The organism is Rhodobacteraceae bacterium M382 (genome assembly GCA_025141015.1).
GTDB lineage: Bacteria > Pseudomonadota > Alphaproteobacteria > Rhodobacterales > Rhodobacteraceae > Aliisedimentitalea > Aliisedimentitalea scapharcae.
Genome location: CP081098.1, coordinates 423,961 through 441,168 on the forward strand (window position 1 = coordinate 423,961; position 17,208 = coordinate 441,168).

General features: G+C 57.8%; 19 protein-coding genes. 12 read left to right on the forward strand and 7 right to left on the reverse strand.

The features are described 5' to 3' along the window. Position 1: 1 nt before the first annotated feature. The 3 genes from K3727_01810 to K3727_01820 are packed head-to-tail and all read right to left on the reverse strand — an operon-like array spanning position 2 to position 2,361. A complete protein-coding gene (locus tag K3727_01810; protein UWQ91579.1) occupies positions 2-1,054 on the reverse strand; it encodes a saccharopine dehydrogenase in 1,053 nt (350 codons plus the stop codon). 10 nt (positions 1,055-1,064) lie between these two features. Further along, complete coding sequence (locus K3727_01815) at positions 1,065-1,679, reverse strand: glutathione S-transferase family protein (GenBank protein UWQ93232.1); 615 nt, start codon at positions 1,677-1,679, stop codon at positions 1,065-1,067. Positions 1,680-1,707: 28 nt separating this feature from the next. Further along, positions 1,708-2,361, reverse strand: coding sequence for a histidine phosphatase family protein (locus K3727_01820; protein ID UWQ91580.1), 654 nt, complete (start codon positions 2,359-2,361; stop codon positions 1,708-1,710). Between the two features lie 180 nt (positions 2,362-2,541). Here K3727_01820 and K3727_01825 point away from each other — a divergent pair, with 180 nt between their 5' ends. Beyond that, entirely contained in the window at positions 2,542-3,738 is a 1,197-nt protein-coding gene (locus K3727_01825) for a hydantoinase/carbamoylase family amidase (protein UWQ93233.1), read from the forward strand. Here the strand turns inward: K3727_01825 and K3727_01830 are convergent. From K3727_01830 to K3727_01840, 3 genes are all read right to left on the reverse strand, one after another. Further along, complete coding sequence (locus K3727_01830) at positions 3,723-3,950, reverse strand: WGR domain-containing protein (GenBank protein ID UWQ91581.1); 228 nt, start codon at positions 3,948-3,950, stop codon at positions 3,723-3,725. The two genes, K3727_01825 and K3727_01830, sit on opposite strands and share 16 nt — an antisense overlap. A 45-nt stretch (positions 3,951-3,995) precedes the next feature. After that, on the reverse strand, positions 3,996-4,394 hold the full coding sequence (locus K3727_01835; protein ID UWQ91582.1) for an MAPEG family protein: 399 nt from the start codon (positions 4,392-4,394) through the stop codon (positions 3,996-3,998). 165 nt (positions 4,395-4,559) lie between these two features. Beyond that, complete coding sequence (locus tag K3727_01840) at positions 4,560-5,762, reverse strand: DEAD/DEAH box helicase (GenBank protein UWQ93234.1); 1,203 nt, start codon at positions 5,760-5,762, stop codon at positions 4,560-4,562. Positions 5,763-6,239: 477 nt separating this feature from the next. On the opposite strand from K3727_01840, the gene K3727_01845 reads away from it, so the two are divergent. Further along, positions 6,240-6,455 carry a DUF1127 domain-containing protein gene (locus tag K3727_01845; GenBank protein UWQ91583.1) on the forward strand — a complete coding sequence of 72 codons (216 nt, stop codon included), beginning with the start codon at positions 6,240-6,242 and terminating at the stop codon, positions 6,453-6,455. 55 nt (positions 6,456-6,510) lie between these two features. On the opposite strand, the gene K3727_01850 is transcribed toward K3727_01845, so the two are convergent. Then, positions 6,511-7,164 carry a VWA domain-containing protein gene (locus tag K3727_01850; protein UWQ93235.1) on the reverse strand — a complete coding sequence of 218 codons (654 nt, stop codon included), beginning with the start codon at positions 7,162-7,164 and terminating at the stop codon, positions 6,511-6,513. 355 nt (positions 7,165-7,519) lie between these two features. Between K3727_01850 and rplO the strand changes: the two genes are divergently transcribed. The 10 genes from rplO (at position 7,520) to K3727_01900 (ending at position 17,000) form a co-directional block, all read left to right on the forward strand. Further along, entirely contained in the window at positions 7,520-7,993 is a 474-nt protein-coding gene (rplO, locus tag K3727_01855) for a 50S ribosomal protein L15 (protein ID UWQ91584.1), read from the forward strand. A gap of 110 nt (positions 7,994-8,103) precedes the next feature. Next, a complete protein-coding gene (gene secY / locus K3727_01860) occupies positions 8,104-9,471 on the forward strand; it encodes a preprotein translocase subunit SecY (protein ID UWQ91585.1) in 1,368 nt (455 codons plus the stop codon). Further along, the gene (locus K3727_01865) at positions 9,468-10,109 is read left to right on the forward strand and encodes an adenylate kinase (GenBank protein ID UWQ91586.1); all 642 of its coding nucleotides are present in this window, start codon (positions 9,468-9,470) and stop codon (positions 10,107-10,109) included. Before secY ends, K3727_01865 begins: the two co-directional genes overlap by 4 nt. A 202-nt stretch (positions 10,110-10,311) precedes the next feature. Continuing rightward, positions 10,312-10,680, forward strand: coding sequence for a 30S ribosomal protein S13 (rpsM, locus tag K3727_01870; GenBank protein UWQ91587.1), 369 nt, complete (start codon positions 10,312-10,314; stop codon positions 10,678-10,680). Positions 10,681-10,695: 15 nt separating this feature from the next. After that, complete coding sequence (gene rpsK / locus K3727_01875) at positions 10,696-11,085, forward strand: 30S ribosomal protein S11 (protein ID UWQ91588.1); 390 nt, start codon at positions 10,696-10,698, stop codon at positions 11,083-11,085. 118 nt (positions 11,086-11,203) lie between these two features. Beyond that, positions 11,204-12,220: a DNA-directed RNA polymerase subunit alpha gene (locus K3727_01880; GenBank protein ID UWQ91589.1), complete on the forward strand. Its 1,017-nt coding sequence runs from the start codon at positions 11,204-11,206 to the stop codon at positions 12,218-12,220. Between the two features lie 138 nt (positions 12,221-12,358). Further along, the gene (gene rplQ, locus K3727_01885; GenBank protein ID UWQ91590.1) at positions 12,359-12,781 is read left to right on the forward strand and encodes a 50S ribosomal protein L17; all 423 of its coding nucleotides are present in this window, start codon (positions 12,359-12,361) and stop codon (positions 12,779-12,781) included. A gap of 107 nt (positions 12,782-12,888) precedes the next feature. Next, positions 12,889-13,941 carry a TauD/TfdA family dioxygenase gene (locus K3727_01890; GenBank protein UWQ91591.1) on the forward strand — a complete coding sequence of 351 codons (1,053 nt, stop codon included), beginning with the start codon at positions 12,889-12,891 and terminating at the stop codon, positions 13,939-13,941. Between the two features lie 81 nt (positions 13,942-14,022). Continuing rightward, positions 14,023-15,411: a trypsin-like peptidase domain-containing protein gene (locus K3727_01895; protein UWQ91592.1), complete on the forward strand. Its 1,389-nt coding sequence runs from the start codon at positions 14,023-14,025 to the stop codon at positions 15,409-15,411. Positions 15,412-15,689: 278 nt separating this feature from the next. Continuing rightward, positions 15,690-17,000, forward strand: coding sequence for a replication-associated recombination protein A (locus K3727_01900; protein UWQ91593.1), 1,311 nt, complete (start codon positions 15,690-15,692; stop codon positions 16,998-17,000). Positions 17,001-17,208 lie beyond the last annotated feature (208 nt).

Genomic DNA, 17,208 nt, shown 5'->3' on the forward strand with positions numbered 1-17,208 from the left:
TTCACTGCGGCAGATGCTCCAGAAATGTTGCTTTGGCTCGGCCCCAGACACCGGAGTCGATATCAGTCAGGGTCGTCAGAGACGCCAACAATTGTGCGGCGTAGTCTTGTGAGCTTTCGACCGGCAGCATTGATGGCAGATTGTCGATTGCCATGACGTCCAGCACCGGATCTGTGGCAACGCGCAGCGCCGGGTTTTCCCAACTGGTGGCACGGTCGTAGACGGGGACCGGGTTATAGTCGCTGTCCGGGTCACAGGCGACATCGCCGATGGCGCTCAATGTGCGATTTGCGTTCAGGGCCGTTTGCGGGACGAATACCGGAGTGCCCGGGCGTGCAAAAATGCAGTTCAGGAACAGGTCGTGATCCAGGATTTCGGGGAATGGCCCGCCACTGGCTGTCTCTGCCATATCCCATTTGGTGACCGAAATGCCCATCGCCTCGCATAGGTCCGCCGCGCCGGTGCCGACGCGGCCCAACGCGCCGATGACGATCGCCCGCGGGCGCGGTTTGCCGGTGGCTTCGACTTCGGCCAAAAGTTCTGCAACAAGAGTGTCCTTGCCGGGGTAAACACCAACGGGGCCGCAGATCTTGCCATGCTGTTGGGCCGCCCATGCCTTGAGCGTGACAGCGGCACCGGCATATCCGGCCCAATACCCAAAGGCCGCGACACGGCGACCGGATTCGTCCACCAGATATTCCAGATCATAGAGCGTGCCGCCCCCGGCCTTGAACCGCTCCAACAGGGCCTTGCCGGAATGCTGCCCTTTGAAGGCGTGGCCAAACATGATGTGTTTGTGGGGTAGCGGTGTGCCGGTTTCGGGCAGTTCCTTGAGACCAAAGATGATTGCGTCCAACGGGGCCTCGGGCCAGCTGTTTTCGGGCGCGATTTCACATCCGGCATCCACATAACCCTGTAGCGGAATTGCCCGGACCGAGCTTTCTTCGACGGTGACCCGGATACCGGCGTCCATCAGGGATTTGGCACCCTCGGGGGTCAGGCCAACACGTTCTTCATTTGGGCGTTGCTCCGCCCGGACCCAGAGATGTGTCATCTGTCTTCCTTTACAACATGCCTTTGGCGTAAACTGCGCGCACCGACGCACGGTTCTCCATCGCCGTCATGAATTCCCTGATCTTGGGGAAGTTGTCCAGCTTTACTCCGTCGCCTTCTAGCCAGCTGGTAATGACATACAGGTAGCAATCCGCCAGGCTGACCGTGTCGCCCAGCACAAATGGGCCACGCAATCCGAATTGCGTGATGTATTGGCAGGAGTCCGTCATGGTCTGGGGGACCTTGGCCTTCATGTCCTTGTAAGAGGAGGGTTGGCTGGCCCAACGGCTGCCGCGCATCTTGTGGGCGTGATTCACATGCATGGTCGAGGCGAGATAGAACATCACCTCGCGCATGCGGGCCGCTTTGATGGGATCACTGGGACGCAGACCGGCGTCGGGATTCAGGTCTGCTATGAATTCCAGCAGTGCGCCGGTTTCGGTCAGGATCCCCCCATCGGCGACCAGGGCAGGGACGCGGCCTTTGGGGTTGATTTGCTGGTAGCCCGAAGTGGTTTGCTCCTTGGCGGCGAAATCCACCTGGATCGGATCATAGGTCACCCCGGCTTCTTCCAGAGCGATGGCAACGGCGACCGAGATCGTGCCTGGTGCATAGTAAAGCTGCATGTTCATTTCTATCCCTCCCAAAGGGTGGTCAAAGATGGGTTTGCGCGTGATGGCGCGCTGGGTGTTCCAGATGCGGAATGGCGTTGAACAGAACCGGGCTCAGGTGGTGATCAATCGGATGCAGTCGGTGCATGGAGGTGTTCATGATTGCAAGCGCTATCCGGGCCATATTCAGTGTGTCCAACCCCAATGCGCGTGCCATTACCATGGAAATCAACGCACCCGACGTGACAACCAATGCCGGACCGTCCCCAGCGGAAATTTCTGTCAGAACCGATCCAACGCGGGTTTCGAAGGCGTCCCAGGTTTCTGGCGGTGACTCGATTTCATTCTGCTGCCAGGCGTGAAACACCCGGGGCAGATGCCGGACGAACCCTTCGCGTTCGGTGGGGATGGCAACCCCTTGTTGTTCTTCGAGCAATTGGGCGAGTGTAAAATATTCGATTTCGTTCAGCCGGGCATCCCGCACGATACCGTCGGCGACATTCATGCTGGATGCTGTTTCGATATGCCGGGTCAAGGTGCCGGAAAACACCCGGGGGTGATAGGCTCGGCTATCGCGCAAATAGGTGCCCAACCACTCCGCTTGCTGGTGACCCAATGCGCTTAGCTTGTCATAGCTGGCTTCATCGCGGGCCTGGGTATTGGCCTGACCATGGCGGACAAGGGTGATATGGGACATGAACCGGATTCCAAAAGACTGACGGGCAAGTTCTAGGGGAGGATGGGAGCCGGGACCAGAGGCGTTTTTGGCCATCGTTGCGTCGAAAACACCAGTGGTGGTGTGTTTTGAGATTGCGGGAACCTCGGGTGGGGATATTTTTGACCATAAGAAGGTGGAACGCAGTGCAAGGGGCGGATGATGCAGATTGATGAGCAGCGGTTTCTGGCGGATTTGCACAGGTTGCGATCATTTGGGGCATCAGGTGTCGGTAAAGGTGTGATCCGGCCGGCGTTCAGCGCCGCGGATGTGGTCGCGCGCACTTGGTTGGCAGAGCGTATCGAAGACGCCGGGTTGGTTCCGCATTTTGATCCCCTTGGCAACCTGTTTGGATTGGCGGAAGGGCGGTCTTTGCTGGTTGGATCGCATAGCGACAGCCAGCCCGAAGGCGGTTGGCTGGACGGGGCGCTGGGCGTAATTTCCGGATTGGAGATCGCCCGCGCCGCGCGTGCTGCTGGCGGACCTGCAGTGTCGGTGGTGAGTTTCCAGGATGAAGAGGGCCGGTTCGGGGTGACCACCGGATCAGAAGTCTGGAGCGGCAAGACCTCTTTGAAGGAGGCGGATCAGTTTATCGACAATACCGGAACGACGATGGCACAGGCGCGCGGCGTTCTGGCCGATGTGGCACAGGACTTTTTGCCCCATGACAGGTTTAGCGGTTTTGTCGAGATGCACATCGAACAAGGCCCTGCGTTAGATCAGAGCGGCGAAAAGATCGGGGTCGTGACCGATATTGTTGGCATTCGCGATATGAGGATCACCTTGGACGGGCAGCAGAACCACGCAGGCACGACTCCGATGGCGGTGCGCCAGGACGCGTTTCAGGCGCTTGCGACCTTTAACATGGAGCTGGCGCGGAGGTTTGCCAACGTCGTGACCCCTGCAACAGTCTGGACCATCGGACATGTGTCGCTGCATCCCAATGCAGCCTCGATCGTGCCCGGGCGGGTGCGGTTTTCCATGCAGTGGCGAGATGGGGATCTGGATCGACTGACCCGGATGGAACAGATCATACTGGAGCTGGCAGAAGAAATTGGCCAGCGCCACAGCGTAACAGTTTCCTTGGGGCCGGTGATGGGGATTGATCCCAAGCCGATGGACGTCAACATTCAGGCGGCCCTGGCGGTGGCAGCAACGGATCTGGCACCGGGTGTTTGGCGTAACATGACGTCAGGTGCCTTGCATGACGCAGCAAATATGGCGTCCGTTATGCCGGTGGGCATGCTGTTTGTTCCATCGATCAACGGGATCAGCCACGCCTTTGACGAGGACACGGACGAAGCGGATCTGGTCCTGGGTCTGCGTGTACTCGCCCGCGCGGTTCAGGCTCTGGCGTAGCCGCGCCGGATCATACGATTGCGATGTTGGTCTGCGGCGACCGAGGCGTCACGCAGGTTTCCATAGATACTGATGACACTTTGCCCGCCCCGTCCGGCAACCCCCCATTCGCGCAGAACCGAAACTTCGGAGAACAGGTTCATCGCCAGTTCGATCCGGTAAAACCGGGGTGCGCGGGTCGGGGTGCGGTTGTAAAGCAGACAGGTGGCCATATCCAGAATCTATCGCTCCCGATTCGGTGCCGCAAGAGGGTGCGTTCAGATGATGTCCAGAACCCTCAAGCCCAATCCAAGAGCCGAGAGGGATGCCAGCGCAAAGGCCAAGGTGCGCAGAACCGGAATTCCCAGAGCATAAATTACATAATGGGCGATCAGGCCGATGGTAAACGTCATGGCCAATGTTCCGGGATAGCTGTCGTCGGGTCGGGTCAGCATCGCGATGATCGCCAATGGGGCAAAGGCGACATAGGCTTCGACAGCGACGATGTGCGCCCGTATGGCGCGTTGTGCCCATGCGGACTGAGGAATGTCGTCCGGGCTGGGATTCGCCAGGCCGCCCATCAGCCCCCGCACCATGATTCGATCCAGGATATAGGGAACCCAGGCGATAGCGACCCAAAGACCACTGAGGGCTGTGAAATACTGTAACTGCGTCATGACCGTCTCCTTGCGAAAATATTCGCAAGTGTACGGGAAGAGGCGGCGTTCTCAAAATATGGCGTCGATGTCGTGCGTTGTAATGGCGTGGTATCCGGCAAGAACAAAAATGGCCTGCCCGAGGGGCAGGCCGAGATTTTTGCCAGATGGTCTGATGTGACCGGATCAGGCGGCCTTGCGCCCGCCTGCGGGCCGGCGCGACCGACGACGGTTGTTTTGTTGTGGCTTTGGTGCGGCTTTGGTTTGCTCAACAGCCCAGGGACGGCCGCTGGCCACGGGAATATCCTTGCCCATGGTTTTCTGAATCGCCTTGAGTTCGCCCATTTCACCGGGTGCGCAGAATGCGATCGCGGCCCCGTCGCGCCCGGCACGGGCCGTCCGGCCGATGCGGTGCACATAATTGTCAGGCACATTGGGAAGGTCAAAGTTGTAGACGTGGCGTACATCCGGAATATCCAGGCCGCGGGCCGCCACATCGGTGGCGACCAGAACCCGGGTTTCGCCACATTTAAAACTGCGCAGGGCGCGTTCGCGTTGGCCTTGGGATTTGTTGCCATGCACCGACCCGGCGGCAAAACCGGCCTTTTCCAGCGCTTTCATCAGGCGTTCGGCACCGTGTTTCGTGCGCGAAAACACCAGCGCCAGCTCATCGCGGTGCGCATCCAGCAACTCGATCAGCAGTTTGGTCTTTTCGGCCTGCGCGATAAAATGCACGGCCTGGGTCACCTTGTCGGCGGGTTTGCCCGGAGGTGCAGTTTCCACGCGCACCGGGTTGGTCAGATACGCAGCAGCGATTTCCGACATCTGTTTCGGCATGGTGGCCGAAAACAGCATGGTCTGGCGTTCTTTTGGCAGCAGTGGTGCGATTCGGCGCAGCGCATGGATGAATCCGAGATCCAGCATCTGATCGGCTTCGTCCAGGATCAGAAACTGTGTCTGGTCCAGGCGCACGGCCTTGCGGTCCAACAGGTCAATCAGGCGGCCGGGGGTCGCGACCAGCAGATCCACGCCCTTTTGCAGGCGGTTGATCTGGGGATTGATCGACACGCCACCCACAACCAGGCTGACCCGGGTCGATGTGCCATCGGCATAAGATTTCAGGTTATCCACGATCTGGTTGGCCAGTTCGCGTGTGGGGGCCAGGATCAGCGCCCGCACGGATTTCGGGGCCGGACGCCCCTCCATCCGCTGAACTGCGCTGAGCAACGGCAGACCAAAGGCCAGTGTTTTGCCTGTTCCGGTCTGGGCCAGACCCATCACGTCACGTCCGTTCATGGCGTGGGGGATGGCTTTCTTCTGAATGGGTGTGGGTTCGGTGATCCCGAGACCTTCGAGATTGGCGATCAGGCGGGGGGTGAGCCCCAGCATATTAAATTCCAAGAGCCGTGTCCTTTATCGGCGGGGCGGTTTGCACAAACCGCACAAATGACTAGCAGCGCCCCGGAATGGAGCGCCATCGCGTTGGTGTTGCGCAAAGCTCTGTCGCAGGGCCGAATTGCCCATACCCCGTCTTCGCGCTGACCCCCGCGTGAATTGGGTATCAGTATATATGGTAGGTTTATGCTGCGCTGCCCTGTCTGGGCTATGGTGCCAAATGGCGCGCGGTCCGCTCACGCTGCGGACAAGGCATTCAAGGGCATATGGCGGCTGGCGCAGCGTTTGTCAACCTTGGTGCGTTGAGGTTGATTTATATGTCCTGTGCCATGCAATCGATGCATAGCGGGCAGTCTCAGGGACGTGTTGTCAGCCGGTGTATGGAAACATATCTGACCCTTTGTTCAGAAACAGGAACGAAATCACACACCATCGGGGAATACGCCCCGACCGAAGACAAGGACACGTCTCATGGCTCATACTACTTATATGCCGAACACCGGTTTTGGCCTGATAGCTCGCATGCGCGACGCTGTTGGCACGTTTTTTGCCACTCGGGCCCAGACCGCCGAGTTCAACCGCACCTATTCAGAGCTGCAGGGGCTCAGTGATCGTGAATTGAATGACATCGGCATTCGTCGTTGCGATATTGCAGACCGCGTTCACAAGCACATCTACTGTAGCTGATCCGGTTGGAACGGGGTGGACACAAATCCCACCCCGGTTCCTGAACGGTCAATATCTAGGTGGGTGACAACCGCATTTTTGCCGACAATCGCTCTGGCCCGATCTGACCAATCAACGGGCATCCCAATGTTTCTTGCAAGGCGTCGGTCAGTTCTTCGACTGTTTGGGTTGAAACGAACATACCTCCGGTCCGGTCGGCCAGACACTTGGCGACGGTGTCTCCGTCGGCAAAAGCTGATTGTTCCGGATTGTCCCAGCCAAAGAAATCCACGACAACCTTGAACCCGATGACATGTACGGTCAGATCCCGCCCGGTTCGTGCCAACGCGTCCGCCAGGGCGCAGGGGCGACCACCGCAGGTTTCATTGCCATCCGTCACCAACACCACAATGCCCGGACGTCGTTCATAATCCAGTGTCTGGGCGGCGGCGTGAACGGACGCTGCCAGGGGGGTCATCCCGCTGGGGTTCAGTCTCTCGATTTCGTCTATGATCGGTTCGGCAGCCTGATCAACGGGACCAAAGCGCAGATCAATGTTGCTACAGGCATCTTTCGGACCCGGGCCATAGATCAACAGACCCACTCTGCGATAAGGCGCGATCCGGGGCATAGCCTGACGAATGGCGCTGCGTGCGTCCACGATCCGGGTGGCTTCCTGGATGTCGAATCCGATCTCCTGCATTGACGCAGACCCATCAAACACCAGCATGGCGTCGCGGGCGCAATCAGCAAGGGATTGCGCGGGATGGGCCAGCGCCCCACACATCAAAAGCGCGGCGGGAAGGTGAGAGACAGCCATCTGATAAAGATAGGGCGTGGATTTCAATTTCAACACGCCTCCTTTGGTGCGGGTCTCGGCGCGCCCATGAGCTTTGCCAGGGCCATGGGTGTCTTACAAAACGCTTGGGCGTGCCAGTTTGAACCGGATGCAGGAAAGCTTGCATCAGCGGGACTGTGGGTCTATACGCCCACGGTGGCCTGTTGGGTCACGAGAATCAACATCAAGAAAAGCCGTGGTTGACCCGTTAACGCTTCGGGGGTCACATCCGGCAAGGAGAAGCGATATGAAACTGAACGAACTGCGCGACAATCCTGGCGCAACCAAAAAACGCATGCGCGTTGGCCGTGGCCCTGGGTCCGGCAAAGGTAAAATGGGTGGCCGTGGTATCAAAGGTCAAAAATCCCGTTCGGGTGTGGCAATCAATGGTTACGAAGGTGGCCAAATGCCTCTGTACCAGCGCCTGCCAAAGCGTGGCTTTAACAAGCCGAACCGCAAAGAATTCGCCGTTATCAACCTGGGCCTGATCCAGAAATTCGTTGATGCTGGCAAACTGGACGGCGCGGCCGCGATCACCGAAGATGCGCTGATCGCATCCGGTCTGGTCCGCCGCAAACTGGACGGCATCCGCGTTCTGGCCAAAGGTGAAGTCACCGCCGCCCTGAACGTCGAAGTAACAGGTGCTTCGAAAGCTGCCGTAGAGGCAGTTGAGAAGGCAGGCGGCTCGCTGAAGGTCACTTCTGCGTCTGCGGCAGAGTAACGGCTTGTGAGCGGCACCTTTGCCGCTTACATAGGTCCCGAGTTTTCCATCAACGCCGCCCGAGCCGGAAAACGGTTCCGGGCGGCGTTTGCATCTAGAGAGACCGATTAATGGTATCAGCAGCAGAACAAATGGCGGCCAACACAAGCTGGGCCGCACTGGGCAAAGCCACCGATCTGCGCAACCGAATCCTGTTCACGCTGGCCTTGTTGATCGTTTACCGGCTGGGGACTTTCATCCCGGTGCCTGGTATCGACGGCAACGCACTGCGCGAATTCATGGAATCGGCGGGGCAGGGCATTGGCGGCATGGTGTCGATGTTCACCGGCGGCGCATTGGGGCGTATGGGTATCTTTGCCCTGGGCATCATGCCGTATATTTCAGCATCGATTATCGTGCAGCTGCTGACAGCCATGGTTCCTCAACTTGAACAGTTGAAGAAAGAAGGCGAGCAGGGCCGTAAAAAGATCAACCAGTACACTCGCTTCGGGACTGTCGCGCTGGCAACGGCGCAGGCATACGGGCTGGCCGTCTCACTGGAATCGGGTGATCTGGCGACGGATCCCGGTATGTATTTCCGCATGGCCTGTATGGTGACACTGGTCGGTGGCACCATGTTCCTGATGTGGTTGGGTGAACAGATCACCGCGCGCGGTATCGGCAATGGCATCTCGTTGATCATCTTTGTCGGCATCATTGCCGAAGTTCCGGCCGCACTGGCGCAGTTCTTTGCTTCGGGTCGGTCTGGCGCGCTGAGCCCGGCGATCATCATCGCTGTGATTGTGATGGTGATTGCGACGATCATGTTCGTGGTTTTCATGGAACGTGCGCTGCGCAAGATCCACATCCAATATCCACGCCGTCAGGTGGGGATGAAGGTCTATGACGGCGGCTCTAGCCACCTGCCGGTCAAAGTGAACCCAGCAGGCGTTATTCCAGCCATTTTTGCCAGCTCTCTGCTGTTGTTGCCGGTCACGATTTCGACCTTTTCGTCCGGTGCGGCTACTGGGCCTGTGATGTCCTGGCTGCTGGCCAACTTTGGCCCCGGTCAACCGCTGTACTTGCTGTTCTTTGTTTCGATGATCGTGTTCTTTGCGTATTTCTATACGTTCAACGTATCGTTCAAACCCGATGAAGTTGCCAACAATCTGAAGAACCAGAATGGGTTTGTCCCTGGCATTCGTCCTGGCAAGAAGACAGCTGAATATCTGGAATACGTCGTGAATCGTATTCTTGTGTTGGGTGCTGCTTATCTGGCAGCCGTCTGCCTGCTGCCGGAAATTCTGCGCGGTCAATTCGCCATCCCGTTCTATTTCGGTGGTACGTCGGTGCTGATTGTCGTGTCGGTGACCATGGACACCATCCAGCAAGTTCAAAGCCACCTGTTGGCGCATCAGTATGAGGGGCTCATCGAGAAATCCCAATTGCGCGGCAAAGGTGGCAAGAAACGTGGCAGAAGGAGCCCGGCGCGCAAATGAACATAATTCTGTTGGGCCCGCCGGGAGCGGGCAAGGGAACGCAAGCTCGTCATTTGGTTGAAACCCGGGGCATGATCCAATTGTCTACCGGGGACATGCTGCGCGAAGCCAAGACCTCGGGCACCGAGATGGGCAAGAAAGTGTCCGCGATCATGGACGCGGGCAAGCTGGTCACAGACGAGATCGTGATTGGCCTGATCGAAGAAAAGCTGACCACCGAAGCCGGTGCTGGGTTTATCTTTGACGGCTTTCCGCGCACATTGGCCCAGGCCGACGCACTGGCCGCGCTGCTGGCCAAGCTGGGTCAATCGCTGCACACCGTGATCGAAATGCGGGTGGATGACGACGCGCTCGTCAATCGCATCACCGGCCGGTTCACATGCGGCAATTGCGGCGAAGTCTACCACGACGAAACCAAGCCGACCAAAGTCGATAGCGTTTGTGACGCGTGTGGCGGGACCGATATGGTGCGCCGCGCCGATGACAACGAAGACAGCCTGCGCACCCGCCTGATGGAATACTACAAAAAGACCTCTCCGCTGATCGGCTACTACTATGCCAAAGGCGACTTGCGCCCGGTCAATGGGTTGGCCGACATCAAGGAAGTGACCGCCTCGATCGAGGCTATCCTAGGGTAATATCCGAATTGGGGTTGACGATTTTCTGAAAAGTCAATACCCACCCGCATTCCCTACGGGAATTGATTCCTGTTGGGCAGATTCGTCTGCCTGCAAGACCACCTCGAACAGATGCTGGATCCGCTGGCCACACTGCCAAGATCGAGTGTTGTGAAAAAAGGTTCCGGCGCTACGGAATCGCAACAAAAAAGGAAAGTGACACGTGGCACGTATTGCCGGCGTAAACATCCCGACTGCTAAGCGGGTCCCTATCGCCCTCACCTATATCACCGGAATCGGTAACACTTCGGCTTCAGCGATCTGCGAAGCTGTCGGCATCGACGCGACCCGTCGCGTCAACGAGCTGAGCGACGCCGAAGTTTTGGCCATCCGCGAGCACATCGACGCCAACTATAACGTCGAAGGCGACCTGCGTCGTGAAGTTCAGATGAACATCAAACGCTTGATGGATCTGGGCTGCTACCGTGGCCTGCGTCATCGTCGTAACCTGCCCGTTCGCGGTCAGCGTACCCACACCAATGCTCGTACTCGCAAAGGCCCCGCAAAGGCCATTGCTGGTAAGAAGAAATAAGGGAGGGTTTGATCAATGGCACGCGAAAAGACTCGTACCAAGAAAAAAGAGCGTAAGAACATTGCATCGGGCGTTGCCCATGTGAACTCGACGTTCAACAACACCAAGATCCTGATCTCGGACGTACAGGGCAACGCGATCTCGTGGTCGTCGGCCGGTACCATGGGCTTCAAAGGCTCGCGGAAATCGACCCCCTATGCTGCTCAGATGGCTGCAGAAGATGCAGGCAAAAAAGCACAGGAACACGGTGTGAAGACTCTGGAAGTCGAAGTCCAGGGCCCCGGCTCGGGTCGTGAATCGGCTTTGCGCGCACTGGCTGCTGCCGGCTTCAACATCACGTCGATCCGTGACGTGACGCCGATTGCACACAACGGCTGCCGCCCACCAAAGCGCCGCCGCGTCTAATAGACCAAAAATTGCACTGGGGCCTCGTGTTTTCACATGGGCCCCAGTCCGTCATTTTAAACCTCGGGCGTCTGTACCTTTTGGGACCATGGGGCACAGACAGGAATGGAGGGACCGCATGATCCACAAGAATTGGGCAGAACTTATCAAGCCGACCCAGTTGGAGGTGAAGCCGGGCAATGACCCAGCGCGCCAGGCAACTGTTGTGGCCGAACCGCTCGAGCGCGGCTTTGGTCTGACACTGGGCAACGCCCTGCGTCGCATCCTGATGAGCTCGCTGCAAGGCGCCGCCATCACCAGCGTTCAGATTGATAACGTCCTGCACGAGTTCTCGAGCGTGGCCGGTGTGCGTGAAGACGTCACCGACATCATCCTGAACCTCAAGCAAGTGTCGCTGCGCATGGAAGTCGAAGGCCCCAAGCGCCTGTCGATCAATGCCAAAGGCCCGGCTGTCGTGACCGCAGGTGACATCAGCGAAAGCGCTGGTATCGAGGTTCTGAACCGCGAACACGTCATCTGTCACCTCGACGATGGTGCTGATCTGTTCATGGAACTGACCGTGAACACCGGCAAAGGTTATGTCTCGGCCGACAAGAACAAGCCCGAAGATGCGCCCATCGGTCTGATCCCGATCGACGCGATCTATTCGCCGGTCAAACGCGTCAGCTATGATGTGCAGCCGACCCGCGAAGGTCAGGTTCTGGACTATGACAAACTGACCATGAAAGTGGACACTGACGGGTCGATCACGCCGGATGATGCCGTGGCTTATGCCGCTCGCATTCTGCAGGATCAGCTGTCGATCTTCGTCAACTTCGAAGAGCCCGAGTCGGCCAGCCGTCAGGACGAAGACGACGGTCTGGAGTTCAACCCGCTGCTGCTGAAGAAAGTGGACGAGTTGGAACTGTCGGTGCGTTCGGCGAACTGTCTGAAGAACGACAATATCGTTTATATCGGGGATCTGATTCAGAAAACCGAAGCAGAAATGCTGCGCACGCCGAACTTTGGCCGCAAGTCGCTGAACGAGATCAAGGAAGTGCTGTCCGGCATGGGACTGCACCTGGGCATGGACGTCGAAGATTGGCCGCCTGACAACATCGAAGATCTGGCCAAGAAGTTCGAAGACAGCTTCTAAGTCATTCGGGGAGGGCCACGGCCCTCCTCTTCAATGCCCGGGTTGGCCGGGGAAGACATGGGCAATCCTGCCCCAAGGAGAGGGACTGACACGCATCGGTCTCCAGACAAAGCACAAGCTTGAATAAGGAATATCAAAATGCGCCACGCACGTGGATACCGTCGCCTGAACCGCACACACGAGCACCGCAAGGCTCTGTTTGCAAACATGGCTGGCTCGTTGATCGAACACGAGCAGATCAAGACGACTCTGCCGAAAGCAAAAGAACTGCGCCCGATCATCGAAAAAATGATCACTCTGGCGAAAAAAGGCGACCTGCACTCGCGTCGTAACGCTGCTTCTCGTCTGAAAGAAGACCAGTATGTTGCGAAATTGTTCGACGTTCTGGGCCCCCGCTACAAGGACCGTCAGGGCGGATACGTTCGCATCCTGAAAGCCGGTTTCCGGTATGGCGACATGGCCCCGATGGCGATCATCGAATTCGTTGACCGTGATCTGGACGCCAAAGGCGCAGCCGACAAGGCACGCGTTGCTTCGGAAGAAGTAGCCGCAGAAGAATAAGAACTTTGAGGATCTTATCCTCGGTTCAGGCCCCGCTCGATTTCGAGCGGGGCTTTTTTGTGCGCTGGCCCTTGGCAGACCAAGGCGGTTGTCCCTAGGGTGATCGCATGACCTTGAATGTCCTTCCCGACCGTATCGACCGTCCGTCTGCCTGGATTGGACAGGACATGCATCGACGTCCACAGGAATGGTTGGTTGAACTGTCACCGCGCGATATCGCGGATCTGGAACAGGCGGCGAAACACTATCTGAACATAGGGCGGGACATCGGCGAAATCACCAAAGCCGACTTTCCTCTGGTTCACTTCGGAACCCACCTAGAGACCCTGCGCGATCAATTGATCAACGGGATTGGGTTTGAAGTCCTGCGTGGCCTGCCGGTTCAGCATTATTCGCAACACATGACAGCCGCCATTTTTTGTGGCGTCGGCGCGCATCTCGGATCGGCAAGGTCACAGAACGCGGCTGGCCATATCCTGGGCCATGTGCGCGATATTGGGGCGGATGCGAAGGACCCCAATACCCGAATCTACCAGACTCACGACCGCCAGACCTTTCATACGGACAGCGCCGACGCCGTCGGCCTGATGTGCTTGCAAGATGCGCTCGAAGGTGGAGATTCGCTTTTGGTGAGCGTCGAGGCGATTTTCAATCGGATGCGGGTGGACTGTCCTGATCTGTTGCAACTGTTGTTTGATCCCATTGCGACGGATCGTCGGGGCGAAGTCCCGGAGGGGATGGACCCGTTTATGACCATCCCACCGCTCAGCTGGTGTGAGGGGCGATTGACGGTGTTCTACCAACGCCAATACATCGACAGCGCGCAACGGTTCGCGGACGCGATGCAACTGACACCTGATCACATTCGGGCCTTGGACACATTTGACGCACTGGCCAATGACCCGGTTCTGCATTTGCCTATGCGGTTGCAGCCGGGGGATATGCAATTCGTCTATAATCACTCCCAGCTGCACGATCGGACAGGGTTTACAGACCGACGTGACCCGGCACTGCGCCGGCATCTGTTGCGACTATGGCTGTCGTTGCCTGGGGACCGAACATTGCCGCCTAGTTTCGCGCAGCGCTATGGCAATCTCGAAGTCGGAAACCGGGGCGGGATCATAACGGATGGAACCCGTCTGCATGCGCCTCTGGATTGAGCCGAGCGGGAAAACGCCCAACGTCTTGCATTCAGCGGGTCTCGACCGCATATCGGGGGGCACGCTGAAAAAGGAAGTCACATGTTCCGAACGATCTTTGCCATCTTGGTTATCCTGTGGGCTCCTCTAGCCAGTGCCGAGACCCGAATTCCAAACTCCCAGGCGGAGATCTCGTTGGGATTCGCGCCCCTGGTAAAACAGGCGGCACCAGCCGTGGTGAATATCTATGCCAAGATCGTGACCGAGCAGCGTCAGCGGTCGCCGTTCATGAGCGACCCGTTTTTTGATGAGTTCTTTCAGGGTTTTGCCAAACCCCGGCCGCGGGTCCAAAATTCGTTGGGTTCGGGGGTCATACTGACCGCTGACGGGATTGTGGTGTCGAATTATCATGTCGTTGGCATGGCGACGGAAATCCGCGTGGTGACAACGGATCGACGTGAATACAATGCCCGTGTGGTTCTGGCCGACAAAGCCAGCGATCTGGCCATTCTGCAATTGGATGATGCCGCCGAATTGCCCTTTCTTCCGCTGCGCGACAGCGACAGCGTGGAAGTCGGGGAGTTGGTTCTGGCCGTTGGCAACCCGTTTGGCGTTGGACAGACCGTCAGCAGCGGCATCGTGTCGGGTCTGGCCCGATCCGGGTCAGCCGCGGGGGGCGGCTTGGGCTATTTCATTCAGACCGATGCAGCGATCAATCCAGGTAATTCCGGCGGAGCATTGATTGATGTGAACGGCGATTTGATAGGGGTGAATACCCGCATTGTCAGCCGCTCGGGCGGATCCAATGGTATTGGATTTGCGATTCCCGCCAATCTGGTCCGGGAATTCGTACAACAGTCCCGCAATGGTGCCGAAGAATTCATGCGTCCCTGGGCCGGTATGTCGGGGCAACCGATTGACGCCGATCTGGCTGCCTCATTGGGAATGGACCTTCCCGAAGGCATGCTGATTTCAGACCTTCACCCGGCCAGCCCTTTTGCCAAAGCAGGATTCGCAGTCGGTGATGTCATCACCAAGGTTGACGGAGAGGTGGTCAATTCGCCGCCGGAAATGGTGTTCCGTATGACTGTCGCCGGAATGGGCAGCGAAGCAGAGTTCATCAGGGTGCGTGACGGGACCGAAACACCTATCAAAGTGGCAATGAAACCGGCCCCGGACGACCCGCCCGCGAACCCGATTCAGTTTGATGAACACACAACATTGCCAGGATTGACGGTGGCACGTGTCAACCCGATGATAATTTCCCGAATGGCGTCCGTACCGCTTCCTGATGATGGTGTGGTGGTTCTGGATCCTGGCCCATATGGCGCGCGGGCCGGGTTGCAGGCCGGAGACGTCATCCGTGCGATCAATGGCGCGGAAGTGAGCGCACCGACTGATGTTTTGAAGTTGATGCAAGACACGGGCCGCAGGGTTGAGATGGATCTGTTCAGACGTGGTCAGATTTTGAAACTTCGGTTCCGGCTGTGAGCCGGCTGTTATCTATCCCAGGGCAGAGGGCGGTCCATAAAATCAAGTCCGATCGACCAGACCGATAGATTTCAGGGTGGAAATGAGGACTTGGATTGAAACTGCCGCGTTCGTTGTTTAGGCGATGGTCTGGGCACAACAGTGCCTTGCTCGGCTCTCAAAATGCGAGTGTTGTGATTGCAGGATGATCTGGCCAAGCCCGTCGGGCGTTCCGGGTCAGGCAACGATCATGGGGGGGCTGTGGCAGGTGCTCCCAAGTCGAAAGCGAGGTTATCCAGATGTCAGATCTTTTCGATCTCGGAGAAAAACAAGGGACACAACCGTTGGCCGCCGCCTTGCGGCCACGGTCGCTGGACGACATCATCGGACAGGATGCTTTGACGGCCCAGGGGTCGATCCTGCAACGTCGGATCGCGGCAGATCAATTGGGCAGCATTGTCCTGTACGGCCCGCCCGGCATTGGAAAGACCTCCATAGCACGCGCTGTCGGCGACATGCTCAGCAAGGATTTTCGTCCCCTTCATGCGACACGCGCTGGTGTCAAAGAGATCCGCCAACTCGCGGACGAATCCCGTATGCGGCCCTTGCTCATCTTCGTTGACGAGGTTCATAGGTTCTCGGCGACTCAGGCTGATGATCTTCTGGCGATCTGTGAAGAAGGGACAGCCGATTTTATCGGTGCAACCACACAGAACCCGTATACCGCACTGCCCAAAGCTCTTATTTCGCGCTCGACCATTCTGAAACTTGAACCAATTTCGATCGAAGACATGGAAAAAGTCGTTGCACGCGGGCTTGATCATTTGGCGAGCACCGGAATCAATGTCTCCCTTTCGCCGGAACACAGGCAGCTCATCGCAGGGCGTTCGGGCGGTGATGCACGCCGCGCTTTGACAACGCTCGAGAGCCTGGCCGTTGGTCACACTTCTGGCGAACCTGTTGTCGTGACCGAAGCCATGATCGAAGAAGCGTATATGGCTGCACCGGTTAACCACGACCGATCAGGGGATCAGCATTACGATGTTATCTCGGCCTTTATCAAATCCATGCGCGGCGGTGGTGCACCAGATGCGGTTCTCTATTGGCTGGCACGGCTCTTCCATGGGGGTGAGGATCCGCGTTTTATCGCCCGCCGCATCATGATCCAGGCGTCTGAAGACGTGGGGCTTGCCGATAACGGGGCCCTCCAGACTGCGGTGGCGGCCGCCCAGGCTGTTGAAATGATTGGATACCCCGAAGCAAGAATTATCCTTGCTCATGCTGCGCTTCATGTTGCCCGTGCGCCCAAATCTGGATCTGCCAATCATGGGATTTCGGCGGCGCTCGCGGCGGTCGCGAGCGAGCCACCGCAGCCGGTTCCGTTGCACCTGCGCGATACGCATTATCAAGGCAGTGAAAAATTGGGTCACGGCGGGTATCGAAGCCCGCACAAGGATCCAAGAGGTTGGGTTGACCAGCAATATGCGCCAGGTATCGAACCGGGTCGCTTTTACAAGAGCGAGGCGCGCGATGCGCAGACATTTGAAAAGCGTGCAGATGAATATTGGGAGCGGGTCACAGGACGGCCAGTCCCAAAACTGTTCGAATAGTGGTCTTTGGCTCGGGGCTGGCGGGGATCGCGGTCATCCGATTGGCAAATGGGATGAAACGCCTCTCGGTGGCTGCGCCCAGCTGTCCATGACATGACCCTTGGGATAGGAAAAACGGGCTCCGAGACGGTGGAAACCGGGTTCTTTACTGGTGAAACTCGGGGAAAACTTGACATCCTGCCCCCCGCGCGCGACAGACCGTTGATGA

What these genes read in the sequence shown, in the direction of transcription:
- K3727_01810 (UWQ91579.1), bottom strand. Translation starts at nt 1,054, where the DNA reads ATGACACATCTCTGGGTCCGGGCGGAGCAACGCCCAAATGAAGAACGT.
- K3727_01815 (UWQ93232.1), bottom strand. Translation starts at nt 1,679, where the DNA reads ATGCAGCTTTACTATGCACCAGGCACGATCTCGGTCGCCGTTGCCATC.
- K3727_01820 (UWQ91580.1), bottom strand. Translation starts at nt 2,361, where the DNA reads ATGTCCCATATCACCCTTGTCCGCCATGGTCAGGCCAATACCCAGGCC.
- K3727_01825 (UWQ93233.1), top strand. Translation starts at nt 2,542, where the DNA reads ATGCAGATTGATGAGCAGCGGTTTCTGGCGGATTTGCACAGGTTGCGA.
- K3727_01830 (UWQ91581.1), bottom strand. Translation starts at nt 3,950, where the DNA reads ATGGCCACCTGTCTGCTTTACAACCGCACCCCGACCCGCGCACCCCGG.
- K3727_01835 (UWQ91582.1), bottom strand. Translation starts at nt 4,394, where the DNA reads ATGACGCAGTTACAGTATTTCACAGCCCTCAGTGGTCTTTGGGTCGCT.
- K3727_01840 (UWQ93234.1), bottom strand. Translation starts at nt 5,762, where the DNA reads ATGCTGGGGCTCACCCCCCGCCTGATCGCCAATCTCGAAGGTCTCGGG.
- K3727_01845 (UWQ91583.1), top strand. Translation starts at nt 6,240, where the DNA reads ATGGCTCATACTACTTATATGCCGAACACCGGTTTTGGCCTGATAGCT.
- K3727_01850 (UWQ93235.1), bottom strand. Translation starts at nt 7,164, where the DNA reads ATGCTGGTGTTTGATGGGTCTGCGTCAATGCAGGAGATCGGATTCGAC.
- rplO (UWQ91584.1), top strand. Translation starts at nt 7,520, where the DNA reads ATGAAACTGAACGAACTGCGCGACAATCCTGGCGCAACCAAAAAACGC.
- secY (UWQ91585.1), top strand. Translation starts at nt 8,104, where the DNA reads ATGGTATCAGCAGCAGAACAAATGGCGGCCAACACAAGCTGGGCCGCA.
- K3727_01865 (UWQ91586.1), top strand. Translation starts at nt 9,468, where the DNA reads ATGAACATAATTCTGTTGGGCCCGCCGGGAGCGGGCAAGGGAACGCAA.
- rpsK (UWQ91588.1), top strand. Translation starts at nt 10,696, where the DNA reads ATGGCACGCGAAAAGACTCGTACCAAGAAAAAAGAGCGTAAGAACATT.
- K3727_01880 (UWQ91589.1), top strand. Translation starts at nt 11,204, where the DNA reads ATGATCCACAAGAATTGGGCAGAACTTATCAAGCCGACCCAGTTGGAG.
- rplQ (UWQ91590.1), top strand. Translation starts at nt 12,359, where the DNA reads ATGCGCCACGCACGTGGATACCGTCGCCTGAACCGCACACACGAGCAC.
- K3727_01890 (UWQ91591.1), top strand. Translation starts at nt 12,889, where the DNA reads ATGACCTTGAATGTCCTTCCCGACCGTATCGACCGTCCGTCTGCCTGG.
- K3727_01895 (UWQ91592.1), top strand. Translation starts at nt 14,023, where the DNA reads ATGTTCCGAACGATCTTTGCCATCTTGGTTATCCTGTGGGCTCCTCTA.
- K3727_01900 (UWQ91593.1), top strand. Translation starts at nt 15,690, where the DNA reads ATGTCAGATCTTTTCGATCTCGGAGAAAAACAAGGGACACAACCGTTG.